Origin of the sequence: Alkalilimnicola sp. S0819 (assembly GCF_009295635.1) — a bacterium.
GTDB lineage: Bacteria > Pseudomonadota > Gammaproteobacteria > Nitrococcales > WHIW01 > S0819.
Genome location: NZ_WHIW01000003.1, coordinates 66,275 through 81,824 on the forward strand (window position 1 = coordinate 66,275; position 15,550 = coordinate 81,824).

Here is a 15,550-nt window from a genome sequence, read left to right on the forward strand (position 1 = left end):
ACCGGCCGCTTTAGCCTGCGGCGCGGAAAGAGCGGCCTGTGGGCGTGGCATGACGAGTGTCCCGCGGTGCCCGGCCCCACAAAAAAGCCGGGCACAGGGCCCGGCTTTCTACTGGGGTTGGCAGCGCGCCCCTTAGGCGGCTTTCTTCGCCAGGTCGCGCAGCACGTAGTGCAGGATGCCGCCGTTGCGGACGTAATCCCACTCCTTCGGCGTATCGATGCGCACGGTGGCCTCGAAGCTCTTCTCGCTGCCGTCTTCGGCGCGGGCGGTCACCGTCACCGACTTCGGCTTGCCGTCCAGGCTGCCGAAGGAGAAGGTTTCCTTGCCGGTCAGGCCCAGGCCTTCCGCGGAATCGCCGTCCTTGAACTGCAGCGGCACGACACCCATGCCCACCAGGTTGGAGCGGTGGATGCGCTCGAAGCTCTCGGCGATGACCACCTTCACGCCCAGCAGGTTGGTGCCCTTGGCCGCCCAGTCGCGGGAGGAGCCGGTGCCGTATTCCTTGCCGGCCAGCACCACCAGCGGCACGCCCGCTTCCTTGTACTTCATGGCGGCGTCGAAGATGAACATCTGCTCGCCGTCGGGCTGGTAGGTGGTGTAGCCACCCTCGGTGCCCGGGGCCATCTTGTTGCGCAGACGCACGTTGGCGAAGGTGCCGCGCATCATCACCTCGTGGTTGCCGCGACGGCTGCCGTAGGAGTTGAAGTCCTTCGGCTCCACGCCGTTGTCCATCAGGTACTGACCCGCGGGGGTGTCGGCCTTGATGGCGCTGGCGGGCGAGATGTGGTCGGTGGTGATGGAATCACCCACGTAGACCAGGCAACGCGCGCCTTCCACCGCCGGCAGACCCGGCTCTTCCATGGTCATGCCATCGAAGTAGGGCGGGTTCTTGACGTAGGTGGACTCCGGCCAGTCGTACATCTCGGACTCGGTCACCTGCAGGCCCTGCCAGTTGGCGTCGCCGGCGAACACATCGGCGTAGCTCTGCTGGAACATCTCGCGGGTGACGTTGCCGGCCATGGCTTCGGCCACTTCCTTCTGGCTCGGCCAGATGTCCTTGAGGAAGACGTCGTTGCCGTTGCGGTCCTGGCCCAGCGGTTCCTTGGTCAGGTCGATCTGCATGTTGCCGGCCAGGGCGTAGGCCACCACCAGCGGCGGGGACGCCAGCCAGTTGGTGCGCACATCGCCATGGATGCGACCTTCGAAGTTGCGGTTGCCGGAGAGCACGGAGCCCACCACCAGATCGCCTTCCTTGATGGCCTCACCGATGGCCTCGGGCAGCGGACCGGCGTTGCCGATGCAGGTGGTGCAGCCGAAGCCGACCACGTCGAAGCCCAGGTTGTTCAGGTGCGGGGTCAGGCCGGCCTTGTTGAGGTAGGCGGGGACCACCTGGGAGCCGGGGGCGAGGGAGGTCTTCACCCAGGGCTTGACCTGCATGCCCAGTTCGTCGGCCTTCTTGGCCACCAGGCCGGCGGCCAGCAGCACGGCCGGGTTGGAGGTGTTGGTGCAGGAGGTGATGGCGGCGATCACCACGGCGCCGTCTTCCAGGGTGTGGGTCTCGCCGTTCTCGGTGTATTCCACGCCGCGGGTGGCGCCGGCGCTGTGACCGGTTTCTTCCAGGCGGGCGTCCAGGGCCTTGCGGAAGGCGGCGGCGGTGTCACCCAAGGTGACCCGGTCCTGCGGGCGCTTGGGGCCGGCCAGGGACGGCTGCACGGTGCCCATGTCCAGTTCCAGCACGTCGCTGTAGTCGGCCTGGGGGGCGCCGGCTTCGCGCCACATGCCGTTGGCCTTGGCATAGGCTTCCACCAGATCGATGGTTTCCTGGTCGCGGCCGGTCAGCTCCAGGTAGTTCAGGGTCTCCTGGTCCACCGGGAAGATGCCGCAGGTCGCGCCGTATTCGGGCGCCATATTGGCGATGGTGGCGCGGTCGGCCAGCGGCAGGTGATCCAGGCCGTCGCCGAAGAACTCGACGAACTTGCCCACCACGCCCTTGGCACGGAGCATCTGGGTGACGGTCAGTACCAGGTCGGTGGCGGTGGCGCCTTCGGCCAGCTTGCCGGTGAGCCTGAAGCCCACCACCTGGGGAATCAGCATGGAGATCGGCTGACCGAGCATGGCGGCCTCGGCCTCGATGCCGCCGACGCCCCAGCCCAGCACGCCCAGGCCGTTGACCATGGTGGTGTGGGAGTCGGTGCCCACCAGGGTGTCCGGGTAGGCCTGCAGCTTGCCGTCGTCGGTCTTGCGGGTGAAGACCACGTCGGCCAGGTACTCGATGTTCACCTGATGGACGATGCCGGTGTCCGGCGGCACGACGCGGAAGTTGTCAAAGGCCTTCTGGCCCCAGCGCAGGAAGGTGTAGCGTTCCTGGTTGCGCTGGAACTCGATATCGGAGTTCTTCTTCAGCGCATCGGGGGTGCCGAAGTAATCCACCATCACGGAATGGTCGATGACCAGATCGGCGGGGGAGAGCGGGTTGATCTTCTGGGGGTTGCCGCCCAGTTTGGTCATGGCGTCGCGCATGGCGGCCAGGTCCACCACGGCGGGGACGCCGGTGAAGTCCTGCAGCACCACGCGGGCCGGGGTGTAGGCGATTTCGGTGTCGGGCGCGGCCTTGGCGTCCCACTGGGCCAGGGCGTCGATGTGCGCCTGGGTGACGTTCTCGCCGTCTTCGAAGCGCAGCAGGTTCTCCAGCAGCACCTTCAGGGAGTACGGAAGACGATCGATGTCGTATTTTTCTTTCAGGCCGTCGAACCGAAAGATCTCGTAGTCCTTGCCGTTGACCTGCAGGGTCGAGCGGGCGTTGTAGCTGTCAGTCATCGTACCTCCCAGTTATTTCTCGCGATGTTCGGGAGCGGCACCCGCCCCAAAAGCGGCGCATATGATACACCAGCCCTTATGAGTTTTGTGCACTGTTTCATGGTTGCGGTGGATTCGCCCCGTCGGAGCGCAGCCTTTCAAGGTTCTCCAAGAGTTGTGCCCGGCGGAAAAGCAGTTTCAGGCGCGAGCCGCCCTGGGCGCGCCAGAGGCTGGCGGCGCGCACCCCGGCGAGCAGCAGCGCGCGTATGCGTTCGGCATTGCCGGCATCCTGCAGATAGACCCGTTCGCCCTGAATCATCACCTTCGGGCGTAGTGTGCTCACCGTCTCCGTGTACAGCCCCGCCAGGTTCTTGACCACGTTTTCGTGGCCCTCACCGAAGTACTCGCGCTGTTGACGGGCCTGTGCCAGGCCGTCGCCCAGGTGGGCGAGCATGGCCCGGTGACGGGCGAGCTTGCGCTCCAGGTGCAGCAGCAGGATCAGGTATCGGCTGAGTTCCGGGCGATCCGGGCGGTGCAACTGGGTCGCCAGGCTGTCCAGTCCCGGGCGCAGAGCCGCTACGCCGCCGTAGGCGGCGAGCACATCGCCCTCATAGGGGGCCAGCAAGCCCGCAAGGCAGGTGTGGAAAGCCGCGGTGTCGATTCGGCCATGGCGGGCGATGGACAGCACCTGCTCCAGGGACATGACGATGGCGGCCAAGGCCGCGGTCTGCTGTTGTAGTTGTCGGCTCATGGGGCCAGATCCAGCCGGTCGCGCCAGTCGATGATGCCGCCGCCCAGGCAGGCCTCGTCCTGGTAGAGCACCACCGATTGCCCCGGGGTGACGGCGCGCTGGGGCTCGTCGAAACGCAGCTCCAGCGTGCCATCGTCCCGCACCTTGGCCTCACAGGGCTGATCCGCCTGCCGATAACGGGTCTTGGCGGTGCAGCGAAAGCGCGTGGCCGGCGGCCCGCCGGCCACCCAGCGCAGGTCCGTGGCCCGCAGGGCGCGGGAGAGCAGCCGTGGATGGGCGTGGTCCTGGGCCACCAGCAGGCGGTTGCTTTCCCGTTCCTTGTCGATCACATACCAGGCGCCTTCCGTGTGGCCGGCCCGCCCGCCAATGGCGAGCCCCCGGCGCTGGCCCAGGGTGTAGAAGGCCAGGCCATGATGGCGGCCGACGGTGTGACCCGTGTCGGTGACTATCTCGCCCGGCTCCCGGGGTAGGTAGCGGCCGAGAAACTCGCGGAAATCCCGCTCGCCGATGAAACAGATGCCGGTGCTGTCCTTCTTGTCGAAGGTGTCCAGGCCCGCGCCCTCCGCGATCTCGCGCACCTCGCGTTTATGCAGGCCGGCCAGCGGAAAGAGGCTGTGTGCCAGCGCTCGCTGGCCCAGGGTGTAGAGGAAATAGGTCTGGTCCTTGGCCTGGTCGACGGCGCGCAGCAGCCGAAAGCCGGAATCCGCATCGCCATCCACACCGGCATAGTGGCCGGTGGCCACGTAGTCCGCGCCCAGTCGCAGGGCGTAGTCCAGGAAGGCGCGGAACTTGATCTGCTGGTTGCAGAGAATGTCCGGGTTGGGGGTGCGGCCACGGCGGAACTCTTCCAGGCAGTGGTCGAAGACCTGCTGGCGATACTCGGCGGCGAAGTTGGCCTGGTGCAGGGGGATGCCCAGCCGTTCGGCCACTTGGCGGGCGTCGGCCAGGTCCTGCTCCGCGGTGCATTCGGTGGCCGTGTCGTCGTCTTCCCAGTTCTTCATGAACAGGCCGTGAACCTCATGACCTTGTTCCTGCAGGCGTAGGGCGGCTACGGAGGAGTCGACACCGCCGGACAGGCCGACGATCACGCGGGTGCGTTTCTGGTTCATGAACGCTCGACAAGTGGTTGATGGCAGAGGGCGTTATATGGTGGCCACAGCGGCGCGGGACTGCAAGCGCCGTGGCTTGCGTCAGCGCGGCTCGGAACGGGAACGGCGCGCGCTGCGGCCGACAAGGGCCCAGGCGCATGCCCCACTGCGCGGCCAGGATCGCGTCTACAGGTCGCTCAGCAGCGCCAGAGGGTAGCGGGCGCCGGCCAGATAATCCTCCACGCAGCGCGCCACCAGCGGGCTGCGCAGGGCATGCTGCGCCAGTTCTGTCGGCGCGACCCACAGGCAGCGTTCGATGTCCGGGTCCAGGGCGCGCTCTTCGTGCCAGTAAAGCGGCTCGCCGGCGAAGGCGGCCCGCAGGAAGGTATCGCCGTCGGCGCTGCGCCAGCGGTACAGGCCGATCAGGGCCTGGGGGAGAAAGTCCCACGCAGTTTCCTCCAGCACCTCTCTCACCACGGCCTGGATCAGCGACTCGCCGGATTCCAGGTGCCCGGCCGGTTGATTGAGCAGCAGACGTCCGCCGCGGCGCTCCTCGACCATCAGCAGTCGACCTTCTCGTTCAATCACGGCGGCGACGGTGACACGCGGACGCCAGACCATCAGTCCTGCTCCGTGTCGCGGCCGATGAATACGCTCTGGGCTTCGGCGTCGTCGTCGGACAGGCTGCCGCCGGTGGTCTCGAAGAAGTCGGGCTTCATCATCTCGATGAAGCGCTTGGCCTGGGGCGAGAGGAATTTGCCTCGCCGGCTGATGATGCCGTAGGTGCGTCGGGGGAAGGCCTCGGGGATGGGGCGCACGGCCAAGGGCTCGTCGCCGCTGAGACAGATATCGCTGGCCACCGAGACGCCGAACCCCATGGCCACGTAGCGCTTCACCGTCTCCCAGCTGCCCACCTCCAGCCGCACCTTGTAGGGAATGCTGTGTTGCTGGAAGACCAGGTTGACCATTCGCCAGGTGCTCAGGTGTCGGGGCGGCAGGATCAGATCCTGCTCGGCGATGTCCTCCAGGGTGATCTCCGGCTTGCGCGCCAAGGGGTGGTCCGGCGGGGTGATCAACGACAGCCCGTAGGAGTAGACAGCCTTGTACATGATGTCATCGGGCAGATCGAGCATGGAGCCCACGGCGAAATCCACCTGGTCGTTGCGCAGTACCGCGAGCATGTCCTTGGCGGCCACATGGTGCAGCTTGATGCGCACCTTGGGATAGGCATGCATGTAGTCGCGCAGCAGCTCGGGAAGGATGTACAGGGTGGAGGATTCGCCGGCGGCGATATCCAGTCGCCCGGACTGCAGGCTTTCATTACGCTGCAGGAACTGCTCGGGCAGGGCGTCTATGCCGTCCACCAGGGGCAGGGCCAGCTCGTACAGGGTGCGCCCGTCGGGGGTGAGCCGGATACGCGGTCCGCGCCGCTCGAACAGGGTGATCCCCAGCTCCCGCTCCAGGGCCTGGATCTGCAGCGACACGGATGGCTGGCTCAGATACAGCCGTTCGGCGGCCTTGGAGATGCTGCCGGACTGCGCCGCGAAGCAGAAAGCGCGCAGCTGTTTGACCCGGTTGTGCTTGTAATAGACGCGACCCGAGTTTCTGGACACGCGCGACTCCTGCCTTCTATAGCGAATCGCAATATTCGATATTGACAGAATGAGGTTGTCAAATGCTGCGCTGCGGCACTAGACTGCATCCCCTGACGGAACTGGTGTCCGTCGGGGATTGCCGCGCCCAACCCGTCGCGGCGATTCAGGCACGCACAACCCAAGCGCGCCACCCGCGCGGTGCGCAAGCCGGCTCAGCCTCGCCAGCTTGCGGTGCCGCGCAACTCCAGGGCGCCGAGCGATGCCTGGTCGCGACGCCTGGATGCAACGGGATGCCCACAGCGCAACGGCCGCATTCGAATCCCGGTCCCTGGAGCAGCCATCGGTGCTAGAGCGCCGGGCAGAAACTGACGCGGGCATCATTTGTCGCTAGAATGCGCACCCGGCTCGGTGGGTGCGCCTGGCAACGAGAACCAAGGTACCCGACCCGTCCGAGCACTTCGGGCTTCACTCCGCAGCAATGGGATTGACCATGTCACAGTACTCCAAAGATATCGAAGCAATCGCAGCCTTGCGCCAGGCTCAGGACGGCCGGTGGGACGCCATCAACCCGGAAGATGCCGCGCGCATGCGCGCCCAGAACCGCTTCAAGAGCGGCCTGGACATCGCCAAGTACACCGCGAAGATCATGCGCGAGGACATGGCGGCCTACGACGCCGATCCCGCCAACTACACCCAGTCCCTGGGTTGCTGGCACGGCTTCATCGCCCAGCAGAAGATGATCGCCATCAAGAAGCACTTCGGTAACACGAAGCGCCGTTACATCTACCTGTCCGGCTGGATGGTCGCCGCCCTGCGTAGCGAGTTCGGCCCGCTGCCGGACCAGTCCATGCACGAGAAGACCTCCGTGCCGGCGCTGATCGAGGAAATCTACACCTTCCTGCGTCAGGCCGATGCCTGGGAACTGAACCACCTGTTCCGTGCCCTGAGCGAAGCCAAGCAGGCCGGTGACCAGGCCAAGGTCAAGGATCTGGAAAACCAGATCGAGAACCACGAATCCCACGTGGTGCCGATCATCGCCGACATCGACGCCGGTTTCGGCAACGCCGAGGCGACCTACCTGCTGTCCAAGAAGATGATCGAAGCCGGCGCCTGCGCCATTCAGATCGAGAACCAGGTGTCCGACGAGAAGCAGTGCGGCCATCAGGACGGCAAGGTCACCGTGCCCCACGCCGACTTCCTGCAGAAGATCAACGCCGTGCGCATGGCCTTCCTGGAGCTGGGTGTCGACGACGGCGTGATCGTCGCCCGCACCGACTCCCTGGGTGCCGGCCTGACCCAGAAGATCGCCGTCTCCAAGGAAGCCGGGGATCTGGGTGATCAGTACAACAGCTTCATCGCCGGTGATGTCATCAGCGACGCTTCCGAGATCGGCCCCGGTGATGTCGTCATCAAGCAGGACGGCAAGCTGGTCAAGGCCAAGCGCCTGGCCTCGGGCCTGTTCGAGTTCCGCAAGGACACCGGTGAAGACCGCGTGGTGCTGGACTGCATCACCAGCCTGCAGAACGGCGCGGACATGATCTGGATCGAGACCGAGAAGCCCCACGTCGGCCAGATCGCCGGCATGGTGGACCGCATCCGCGAAGCGGTGCCGAACGCCAAGCTGGTCTACAACAACAGCCCGTCCTTCAACTGGACGCTGAACTTCCGCCAGCAGGTGTTCGACGCCTGGCAGGAGCAGGGCAAGGACGTGTCCGCCTACGATCGTGCCAAGCTGATGAGCGCCGAGTACGACAGCACCGAGCTGGCTGTGGAAGCCGACAAGTGGACCGCGGAGTTCCAGCGTGAGGGCGCCGCCAAGGCAGGTATCTTCCATCACCTGATCACCCTGCCGACCTACCACACCGCGGCCCTGTCCACCGACAACCTGGCCCAGGGCTACTTCGGCGACGAAGGCATGCTGGCCTATGTTGCCGGTGTGCAGCGCAAGGAGATCCGTCAGGGTATCGCCACCGTGAAGCACCAGGACATGGCCGGTTCCAACATCGGCGATGACCACAAGGAGTTCTTCGCCGGTGAAGCTGCGCTGAAGGCCGGTGGTAAAGACAACACCATGAACCAGTTCTAAGGAACGCCCATGGTGCGGACGCTTCGGCGTCCCCTACGAGGAACCCCCGCGCTCGCGGGGGTTTTTTTATGACTCAACCCGTTTTCCGGGAGAGCCCGCAACGATCTCGCAGAGGCCTCTCGACACCCTGCGCAACGCTGGTAGGTGGTCCGCTCCAGCGCGACGAGGGCTTTTATGCGTGGTGTCTCTGCGGTGCGGCTATGTTCGCGTTATGATGGCTGCCATCGGGCCCGTTCTCGGTCAGGCGATTGGCGAGGGCGGGGGAATTTTGTGCCGCGCGCGCGGTCTTTTAAAGTGAGCGCCTTGCTCCTAGATCTTCCACTGATAGCGATGACTGAGGAACGGCATGACGGCGGTCTGGCGGTAGAGCAGGCCAGGCCTGGCTTGAAGCGGCCGCCCCTGTACCGGGTGGTACTGCTCAATGACGACTACACGCCCATGGAGTTCGTGGTAGAGGTACTGCAGAACTTCTTCGGCATGGACCGAAGCCGCGCGACACAGGTGATGCTTCGCGTTCATACTGAAGGAAAGGGGGAGTGCGGCGTCTATAGCCGGGACATCGCCGAGACCAAGGTCATGCAGGTCAACGACTATGCGCGCGAATGCGGCCATCCGTTGTTGAGCGCCATGGAAGAGGCTTGAAGAGGCGCTGCATTCCAAGGTACCGCCGGTCAACCAGTGGCGGTGGGCGAATATGCCGGCGGTTCCCCAGCGAGGAATCAGGTTCTGTCGGAGTCCATGTCCCGGGCATCGAGGTGAGCGTCCATGTTGAGTAAAGAGTTGGAATTCACCCTCAATCTGGCCTTCAAGGAGGCGAGGGCGAAGCGGCACGAGTTTCTCACCGTCGAACATTTGCTGTTGGCGCTTACCGACAACCCCGCGGCGGTCGCTGTCCTGCGTGGCTGCGGCGCTGATCTGGACCGCCTGCGCCGGGAGCTGGAGGTGTTTCTCGAGGAGACCACCCCTTTGCTGCCCCCCAATGACAGCCGCGAGACCCAGCCGACCCTGGGTTTCCAGCGTGTGCTGCAGCGGGCGATCCTGCATGTGCAGTCCTCGGGCAAGAGCGAGGTGACCGGCGCCAATGTGCTGGTGGCGATCTTCAGCGAGCAGGAATCCCAGGCGGTGTATTTCCTGCAAAAGCAGAACATCACCCGCCTCGATGTGGTGAACTACCTCTCCCACGGAATTTCCAGTGTCTCCGATGAGGAAGATGCCGAGCAGGCCGCGCCCGGGGGCGAGGATGAAGGCGAGGGCGGAACCGCCAAGAGTCCGCTCAAGGCCTATGCGAGCAACCTCAACGAGAAGGCACGCAAGGGGCAGATCGACCCGCTGATCGGCCGCGCACTGGAAGTCGAGCGCACCATCCAGGTGCTCTGCCGGCGGCGCAAGAACAACCCGCTCTATGTGGGCGAGGCCGGTGTGGGCAAGACCGCGATCGCCGAGGGGCTGGCCAAGCTGATTGTCGATGGCCAGGTGCCCGATGTGCTCAAGAACAGCGTCATCTACTCGCTGGATCTGGGCGCGCTGGTGGCGGGGACCAAGTACCGGGGCGATTTCGAGAAACGGCTCAAGGGCCTGCTGGCGGAGCTGAAGAAGCGACCGCACGCGGTGCTGTTCATCGACGAGATCCATACCATGATCGGCGCCGGCTCCGCCTCCGGCGGGGTGATGGACGCCTCCAACCTGATCAAGCCCATGCTCGCCAGCGGCGAGCTGAAGTGCATCGGTTCCACCACCTATCAGGAATATCGCGGTATCTTCGAGAAGGACCGGGCGCTGGCTCGGCGTTTCCAGAAGATCGACGTGGGCGAGCCGACCGTGCCCGAGACGGTGCAGATCCTCAAGGGCCTCAAGTCCCGCTTCGAGAAACATCACAGCGTGCGCTACACCGAGCCCGCCCTGCAGGCGGCGGCGGATCTGGCCGCGCGTCACATCAATGACCGGCGCTTGCCCGACAAGGCCATCGACGTGATCGACGAGGCCGGGGCGCGGCTGCAGCTGGCGCCGCCCTCGAAGCGCAAGAAGACCGTGGGTGTGCACGATATCGAGGAAATCGTCGCCAAGATCGCCCGTATTCCGCCCAAACGGGTATCCAGCCACGACATGGGAGTGCTGGAGACCCTGGAGCGGGATCTGAAACTGCTGATCTATGGGCAGGACTCGGCTATCGGCGCGTTGGCGGCCACCATCAAGATGGCTCGCGCCGGCCTGGGTGGCGTGGACAAGCCGGTGGGCTCCTTCCTCTTCGCCGGCCCCACCGGGGTGGGCAAGACCGAGGTCACCCGACAGCTGGCGAAGCTGCTGGGGATCAACCTGATCCGCTTCGACATGTCCGAGTACATGGAGCGGCACACGGTGTCGCGGCTGATTGGCGCGCCGCCGGGCTACGTGGGCTACGACCAGGGCGGGCTGCTCACCGAAGAGGTGATCAAGCACCCGCATTCAGTGGTCCTGCTCGATGAGATCGAGAAGGCCCACCCGGATGTCTTCAACCTGCTGCTGCAGGTCATGGACCACGGCACGCTCACCGACAACAACGGTCGGGAGGCGGATTTCCGCAACGTGATTTTGATCATGACCACCAATGCGGGCGCCACCGAGATGCATCGGGGCAGCATCGGCTTTACGCCCCAGGACCACAGCAGCGACGGCATGGAGGCGATCCGTCGGACCTTCACGCCGGAGTTTCGTAACCGTCTGGACACGGTCATCCAGTTCAACCCGCTGGACGCCCACACCATTCAGCGGGTGGTGGACAAGTTCATCGGCGAGCTGGAGCTGCAGCTGGCGGACAAACGCGTCACCCTGGCGGTGACCGAGCCGGCCAGGCAATGGCTGTCGGAGAAGGGTTACGATGCCAAGATGGGCGCGCGGCCCATGGCCCGGGTCATTCAGGAGCACCTGAAGAAGCCCCTGGCCGAGGAGCTGCTGTTCGGGCGACTAAGCCGGGGCGGGCACGTCAAGGTGCGGCTGGAGGGCGACGCGCTGAGCTTCGAGCTGGGCGAAGAAGAGGCCGTGCACTGACACGGCCGCTTCCCCGGATCCCGCGCCGGGTCAAATCGGTTTGCCGAGAGGGCCCGGAGCGCCGGGCAGGCGGGGGATCAGCGCTGGCGGTAGGTGATGCGGCCTTTGGTCAAGTCGTAGGGCGTGAGTTCCACGGTCACGATGTCGCCGGTGAGAATGCGGATATAATGCTTGCGCATCTTGCCGGAGATGTGTGCGGTCACCACATGGCCGTTTTCCAGCTCGACGCGGAACATGGTGTTGGGCAGGGTATCGATGATGGTCCCCTGCATCTTGATCGACTCTTCCTTTGCCATTCAACCTCTCTCTTGATGCCTGACAAATGTTCCGGAAACGTCTTTGTTGCCGGATAGCCGCGCATTGTAGCAAAGCATTGCCCTGCGCAGGCAAGTTTTGCTCGCAGCGGCAAAAGGTGCGTGCTCAGCCCTTGGTTCAGGGCGCTTCCACCCGGCGCCAGACGTCTCGTGTGTAGATTTCATGGGGATGATAATCGGCCTTGTAAGCCATTTTCGGGCTCTCGCCGATCCAGTAACCCAGATAGACGTGTGGCAATCCCAGGCGGCGGCTGTATTGCATCAGCCAGAGTATCGCCAGCGTACCCAGGCCCCGCCCAGAGGCCTCCGGGTCGAAGAAGGTGTAGACCGCCGACAGGCCGGCGGGCAGCTCATCGACCACGGTCACGGCCATCAGCCGCCCGGCCGCGCGGAATTCGTAAAAGCCGGTATCGCACCAGGGGGCGTGGAGGAAGTCCATGTACTTGTGTGGGTCCGGGTCGTCCATGTCGCCGCCGGCATGGCGGCTGGCCACGTAGCGGCGGTATAGGGCGAAATGCTCCTCGTCGAAGTGCGCCGGTGCGCGCCTCACCTGTAAATCGGCATTCCTGCGCAGGCATCGCTGGTGGCGCCGGCGCGGGGTGAACTCGGCCACCGGCACCCGCAGCGACTGGCAGGCGCTGCACTCCGGACAACGGGGCCGGTAAACGTACTGGCCGCTGCGACGGAAGCCGCGCTGCACAAGCGCGCTGTACCTGGGCGTGGACAGCCGGGCGCCGGGGTCGACGAACTGGGTCTGGGCCACACGCTCCGTCAGGTAGGCGCAGGGGTGCGGACCGGTGCCGAACAGGGACAACCGAGCCTGATCCGCGGAATCAATGTTCTGCATGGACACCGGGCTGTGCCTCCGTCAGGGGGTGATAATCCAGGTCGAAGCACCACGGGGCGCGGGGTGCGCCGGGCCGCATCAGGGCGTGCTGCAGTTGGCGGATAAAGTCGGCGCGGGCCACGCTCCGGGCCCCCATGCTCATGAGGTGGGCGCTGGGTAACTGGCAATCAATGAAGGCGTAGCCCCAGCGTCGCAGTTGCCCGGCCAGCCAGCACAGGGCGATCTTGGAACCGTCCCGCTCACGGCTGAACATGGACTCCCCGAAAAAGGCGCCGCCCAGCGCCACGCCGTAGAGCCCGCCCACCAGGGCGTCGCCGCGCCGGACTTCCACCGAATGGGCCACGCCCCGTTCGGCCAGTGCGCGGTAGGCTGCCTGCATGTCTTCGGTGATCCAGGTGCCGGCGCCGTCTTCCCGAGGGGCGGCGCAGGCGCGCAGCACTGCCGGGAAGTTTTCGTCCAGGCTGACGCGAAAGCCGCCGTTGCGCAGCCGTTTGCGCAGGCTGCGGCTGACGCGCAGCTCCTGGGGATAGAGCAGGGCACGCGGATCGGGGCTCCACCACAGCACGGGCTGGCCCTCGGAGAACCAGGGAAAGATGCCCCGGGCGTAGGCCGCTTCCAGGCGCTGTGGGCTGAGGCGCCCGCCGGCCGCGAGCAAGCCATTGGGCTCGCTCAGCGCCTGCGTCACCGGCGGGAATTCGCAGGCTTGGTCATCCTCGTTCAGCCAGGGCAATTCGATCATCCTGGGGCCTCGGTGTCACCCGAATTTCGATAGGGATTATGCCGCTCCAGCAGCCCGGACATATACTCGCGCACCATGGCCTGCTCGCGTTGCAGGAAATCCTCGATGGCCGCGGCGAAGGCTGGCTCCGCGATCCAATGCGCGGAATGGGTGGCCTGGGGCAGAAAGCCGCGAGGGACCTTGTGCTCGCCCTGGGCGCCGGGTTCGAATCGCTGCAGGCCCTGCTCGATGCAGTAATCGATGCCCTGGTAGTAACAGGTCTCGAAGTGCAGTCCGGAGATCTCCTCATCGCAGCCCCAGTAGCGGCCGTACAGGGTGTCCGCGCCTTGCAGACAGAAGGCGCCGGCCACAGGCTCGCCGTCCCGACAGGCGAGAATCAGCAACGCCGCCTCCGGCATCCGCTCGCCCAGGGCGGCGAAAAAGCCCGGGCGCAGGGGGGCAGGGTTGCCCCGCGACATGAAGGTGCTCCGATAGAAGCGCTCCATCGCGCGCCAGTGGGAGGCCTTGATGGCGGTGCCGCGCAGGCGTTGGAATTCGATGCCGCTGTGCTCAATTCCCCGACGCTCCCGCCGTATGTTCTTGCGCTTGCGTGAGCTAAGCGCGGCGAGGAAGTCCTCGAAGTCGCGATAGTCGCGGTTGTGCCAGTGGTACTGAACCCCCAGACGGTGCCGGAAGCCCTGAGCCTCCCAGCTGCTCAGCTCCGATTCCTCGGGGAAGAGCCCATGGGCGGAACTCAGACCCAGCCGCCGGGCCTCGTCACGGATGGCCCGCGCCGCCAGCGCCCTCAGCTCCGGCCCGCGTTCCACGTCGCCGCAAAGCAGCCGTGCCCCCGTCACGGGGCTGAACGGTGAGGCGGCGACCAGCTTCGGGTAATACGCCAAACCGTGGCGTTCGTAGGCCTCGGCCCAGCTCCAGTCGAAGACGAATTCCCCCCAGGAATGCGCCTTGAGATAAAGGGGCGCGGCGGCGAGCAGCTCGCCCTGGTGCTCGATCAGCAGGTGATGGGGGTGCCAGCCGCTGTGCCCGCCCACGCTACCGCTCACCTCCAGCGTATGCAGGAACTCGTGACGCACGAACGGGTTGTCGGTACCCGCCAGGCGATTCCAGTGGCTGGCTTCCACCTCGTCCAGGCTGGCGGCAAAACGGATCTGCATGCTGGGCGCGGGGCTCCCCGAAGCGGCTATGTATACTGATGTTAACCGATGCGAGGCGGTAGAGCTGGAGGTATCCATGGCACGGCTGGGTGTGGCCCGGGAGACAAAGCCGCTGGAGGCGCGCGTGGCGCTGACACCGGCGGCCTGTGCCGCCTTGGTCGATGAGGGGCATGAAGTGCTGGTGGAGCGGGCTGCCGGCCGGCTCAGCGGATTTTCGGACACGGCCTACGAGGCGGTGGGCGCTCGGCTTGTTGATACCCAAGAGCTCTGGGCGCGAGCCGATACCCTGGTGAAGGTCAAGGAACCGCTGGATGAGGAGCTGCAGCGCCTGCGTCAGGGGCAGCAGCTGTTCTGCTATCTGCATCTGGCGGCCAATCGGGCGCTGACCGAGGGGCTGTGTCGGCAGGGTGTGCGGGCCTATGGCTTCGAGACCGTCGAAGAGGAGGGGGGCTTGCCGCTGTTGCAGCCCATGAGTGCCATTGCCGGGCGGCTGGCCGCGCAGATCGCCGCTGATCTGCTGAGTGCGCGCCCCGGGGTGGCAAGGGGCTGCTGCTGGGCGGGCTCCCCGGTACCCCTGTGGGGCACGCCCTGGTGCTGGGTGGGGGCCAGGCCGGCTTGCACGCCGCCGCGGGGCTGGCGGCCGCCGGCGCCCGGGTGCAGGTGCTGGATATCAAACCCCGCGCGCTGGAGGCGGCCTCGGCCCTGGGGGCCAATGTGGAGAGCCGCTTCAGTTATCCCGAGCTGGTGGCGGAACTCGCGCCCGCTGCGGATGTTATCATCGGCGCAGTCCTGGTCCCGGGTGCGCGCGCGCCGGTGATACTGAGCGAGGACAGCGTGCGGGCCATGGAGCCCGGTAGTGTGATCGTGGACATCGCCGTGGACCAGGGCGGTTGCGTGGCCACCACGCGGGCCACCGATTACCGCGATCCGGTCTATCAGGTGCATGGCGTGAACCATTTCTGTGTGAGCAATATGCCCGGCGCGGTGCCGCGCACCGCCAGTGAAGCGCTGTCGGCCCGTCTGCTGCCCTGGTTGCGGCGCCTGCTGAGCGATGGGGCCGACCGGGACCCGGGCCTGAGCATGGGCCTGAACGTGGCCGAGGGCCGTATCGTGCACCCTGCGGTGCGGGAGGCCCATGGGCAATGATCAGTGTCTC

The 15,550-nt window shown here is 65.7% G+C and carries 13 protein-coding genes and 1 pseudogene; 5 read left to right on the forward strand and 9 right to left on the reverse strand.

The window, feature by feature from the left end; all coding sequences use genetic code 11:
- Positions 1-132: 132 nt before the first annotated feature.
- The 5 genes from acnA to GBG68_RS03345 all read right to left on the reverse strand — a co-directional run bounded on the left by acnA (position 133) and on the right by GBG68_RS03345 (position 6,248).
- Entirely contained in the window at positions 133-2,817 is a 2,685-nt protein-coding gene (gene acnA / locus GBG68_RS03325) for an aconitate hydratase AcnA (RefSeq protein ID WP_152145120.1), read from the reverse strand.
- A 97-nt stretch (positions 2,818-2,914) separates the two neighbouring features.
- Positions 2,915-3,547 carry a high frequency lysogenization protein HflD gene (gene hflD, locus GBG68_RS03330; protein WP_152145123.1) on the reverse strand — a complete coding sequence of 211 codons (633 nt, stop codon included), beginning with the start codon at positions 3,545-3,547 and terminating at the stop codon, positions 2,915-2,917.
- A complete protein-coding gene (mnmA, locus tag GBG68_RS03335) occupies positions 3,544-4,656 on the reverse strand; it encodes a tRNA 2-thiouridine(34) synthase MnmA (protein WP_152145126.1) in 1,113 nt (370 codons plus the stop codon). The genes hflD and mnmA overlap by 4 nt, the downstream gene beginning before the upstream one ends.
- Positions 4,657-4,821: 165 nt before the next feature.
- Positions 4,822-5,256, reverse strand: a complete 435-nt coding sequence (locus tag GBG68_RS03340; RefSeq protein ID WP_152145128.1) for an NUDIX hydrolase — start codon at positions 5,254-5,256, stop codon at positions 4,822-4,824.
- Positions 5,256-6,248 (reverse strand): LysR family transcriptional regulator, encoded by a 993-nt coding sequence (locus GBG68_RS03345; protein ID WP_152145131.1) that lies wholly within the window; start codon positions 6,246-6,248, stop codon positions 5,256-5,258. The genes GBG68_RS03340 and GBG68_RS03345 overlap by 1 nt, the downstream gene beginning before the upstream one ends.
- Positions 6,249-6,720: 472 nt before the next feature.
- Here GBG68_RS03345 and GBG68_RS03350 point away from each other — a divergent pair, with 472 nt between their 5' ends.
- The 3 genes from GBG68_RS03350 (at position 6,721) to clpA (ending at position 11,340) form a co-directional block, all read left to right on the forward strand.
- Positions 6,721-8,316, forward strand: coding sequence for an isocitrate lyase (locus GBG68_RS03350; protein WP_152145134.1), 1,596 nt, complete (start codon positions 6,721-6,723; stop codon positions 8,314-8,316).
- A gap of 330 nt (positions 8,317-8,646) precedes the next feature.
- Positions 8,647-8,958 carry an ATP-dependent Clp protease adapter ClpS gene (gene clpS / locus GBG68_RS03355; protein WP_152145136.1) on the forward strand — a complete coding sequence of 104 codons (312 nt, stop codon included), beginning with the start codon at positions 8,647-8,649 and terminating at the stop codon, positions 8,956-8,958.
- A 123-nt stretch (positions 8,959-9,081) separates the two neighbouring features.
- The gene (gene clpA, locus GBG68_RS03360) at positions 9,082-11,340 is read left to right on the forward strand and encodes an ATP-dependent Clp protease ATP-binding subunit ClpA (RefSeq protein WP_152145138.1); all 2,259 of its coding nucleotides are present in this window, start codon (positions 9,082-9,084) and stop codon (positions 11,338-11,340) included.
- A 77-nt stretch (positions 11,341-11,417) separates the two neighbouring features.
- Here clpA and infA read toward each other — a convergent pair whose 3' ends face one another.
- The 4 genes from infA to GBG68_RS03380 form a co-directional block, all read right to left on the reverse strand.
- On the reverse strand, positions 11,418-11,636 hold the full coding sequence (gene infA, locus GBG68_RS03365; protein WP_152145140.1) for a translation initiation factor IF-1: 219 nt from the start codon (positions 11,634-11,636) through the stop codon (positions 11,418-11,420).
- Positions 11,637-11,772: 136 nt separating this feature from the next.
- Positions 11,773-12,501, reverse strand: coding sequence for an arginyltransferase (locus GBG68_RS03370; RefSeq protein ID WP_152145142.1), 729 nt, complete (start codon positions 12,499-12,501; stop codon positions 11,773-11,775).
- The gene (gene aat, locus GBG68_RS03375; protein ID WP_152145143.1) at positions 12,488-13,240 is read right to left on the reverse strand and encodes a leucyl/phenylalanyl-tRNA--protein transferase; all 753 of its coding nucleotides are present in this window, start codon (positions 13,238-13,240) and stop codon (positions 12,488-12,490) included. The genes GBG68_RS03370 and aat overlap by 14 nt, the downstream gene beginning before the upstream one ends.
- Positions 13,237-14,394 (reverse strand): GNAT family N-acetyltransferase, encoded by a 1,158-nt coding sequence (locus GBG68_RS03380; RefSeq protein WP_152145145.1) that lies wholly within the window; start codon positions 14,392-14,394, stop codon positions 13,237-13,239. The genes aat and GBG68_RS03380 overlap by 4 nt, the downstream gene beginning before the upstream one ends.
- Before the next feature lie 76 nt (positions 14,395-14,470).
- On the opposite strand from GBG68_RS03380, the pseudogene GBG68_RS14280 reads away from it, so the two are divergent.
- Positions 14,471-14,818, forward strand: a pseudogene (locus GBG68_RS14280) (alanine dehydrogenase); the annotation flags it as partial.
- Positions 14,819-14,970: 152 nt separating this feature from the next.
- Entirely contained in the window at positions 14,971-15,540 is a 570-nt protein-coding gene (locus GBG68_RS14285; protein WP_264297973.1) for a hypothetical protein, read from the forward strand.
- Positions 15,541-15,550: the final 10 nt, after the last annotated feature.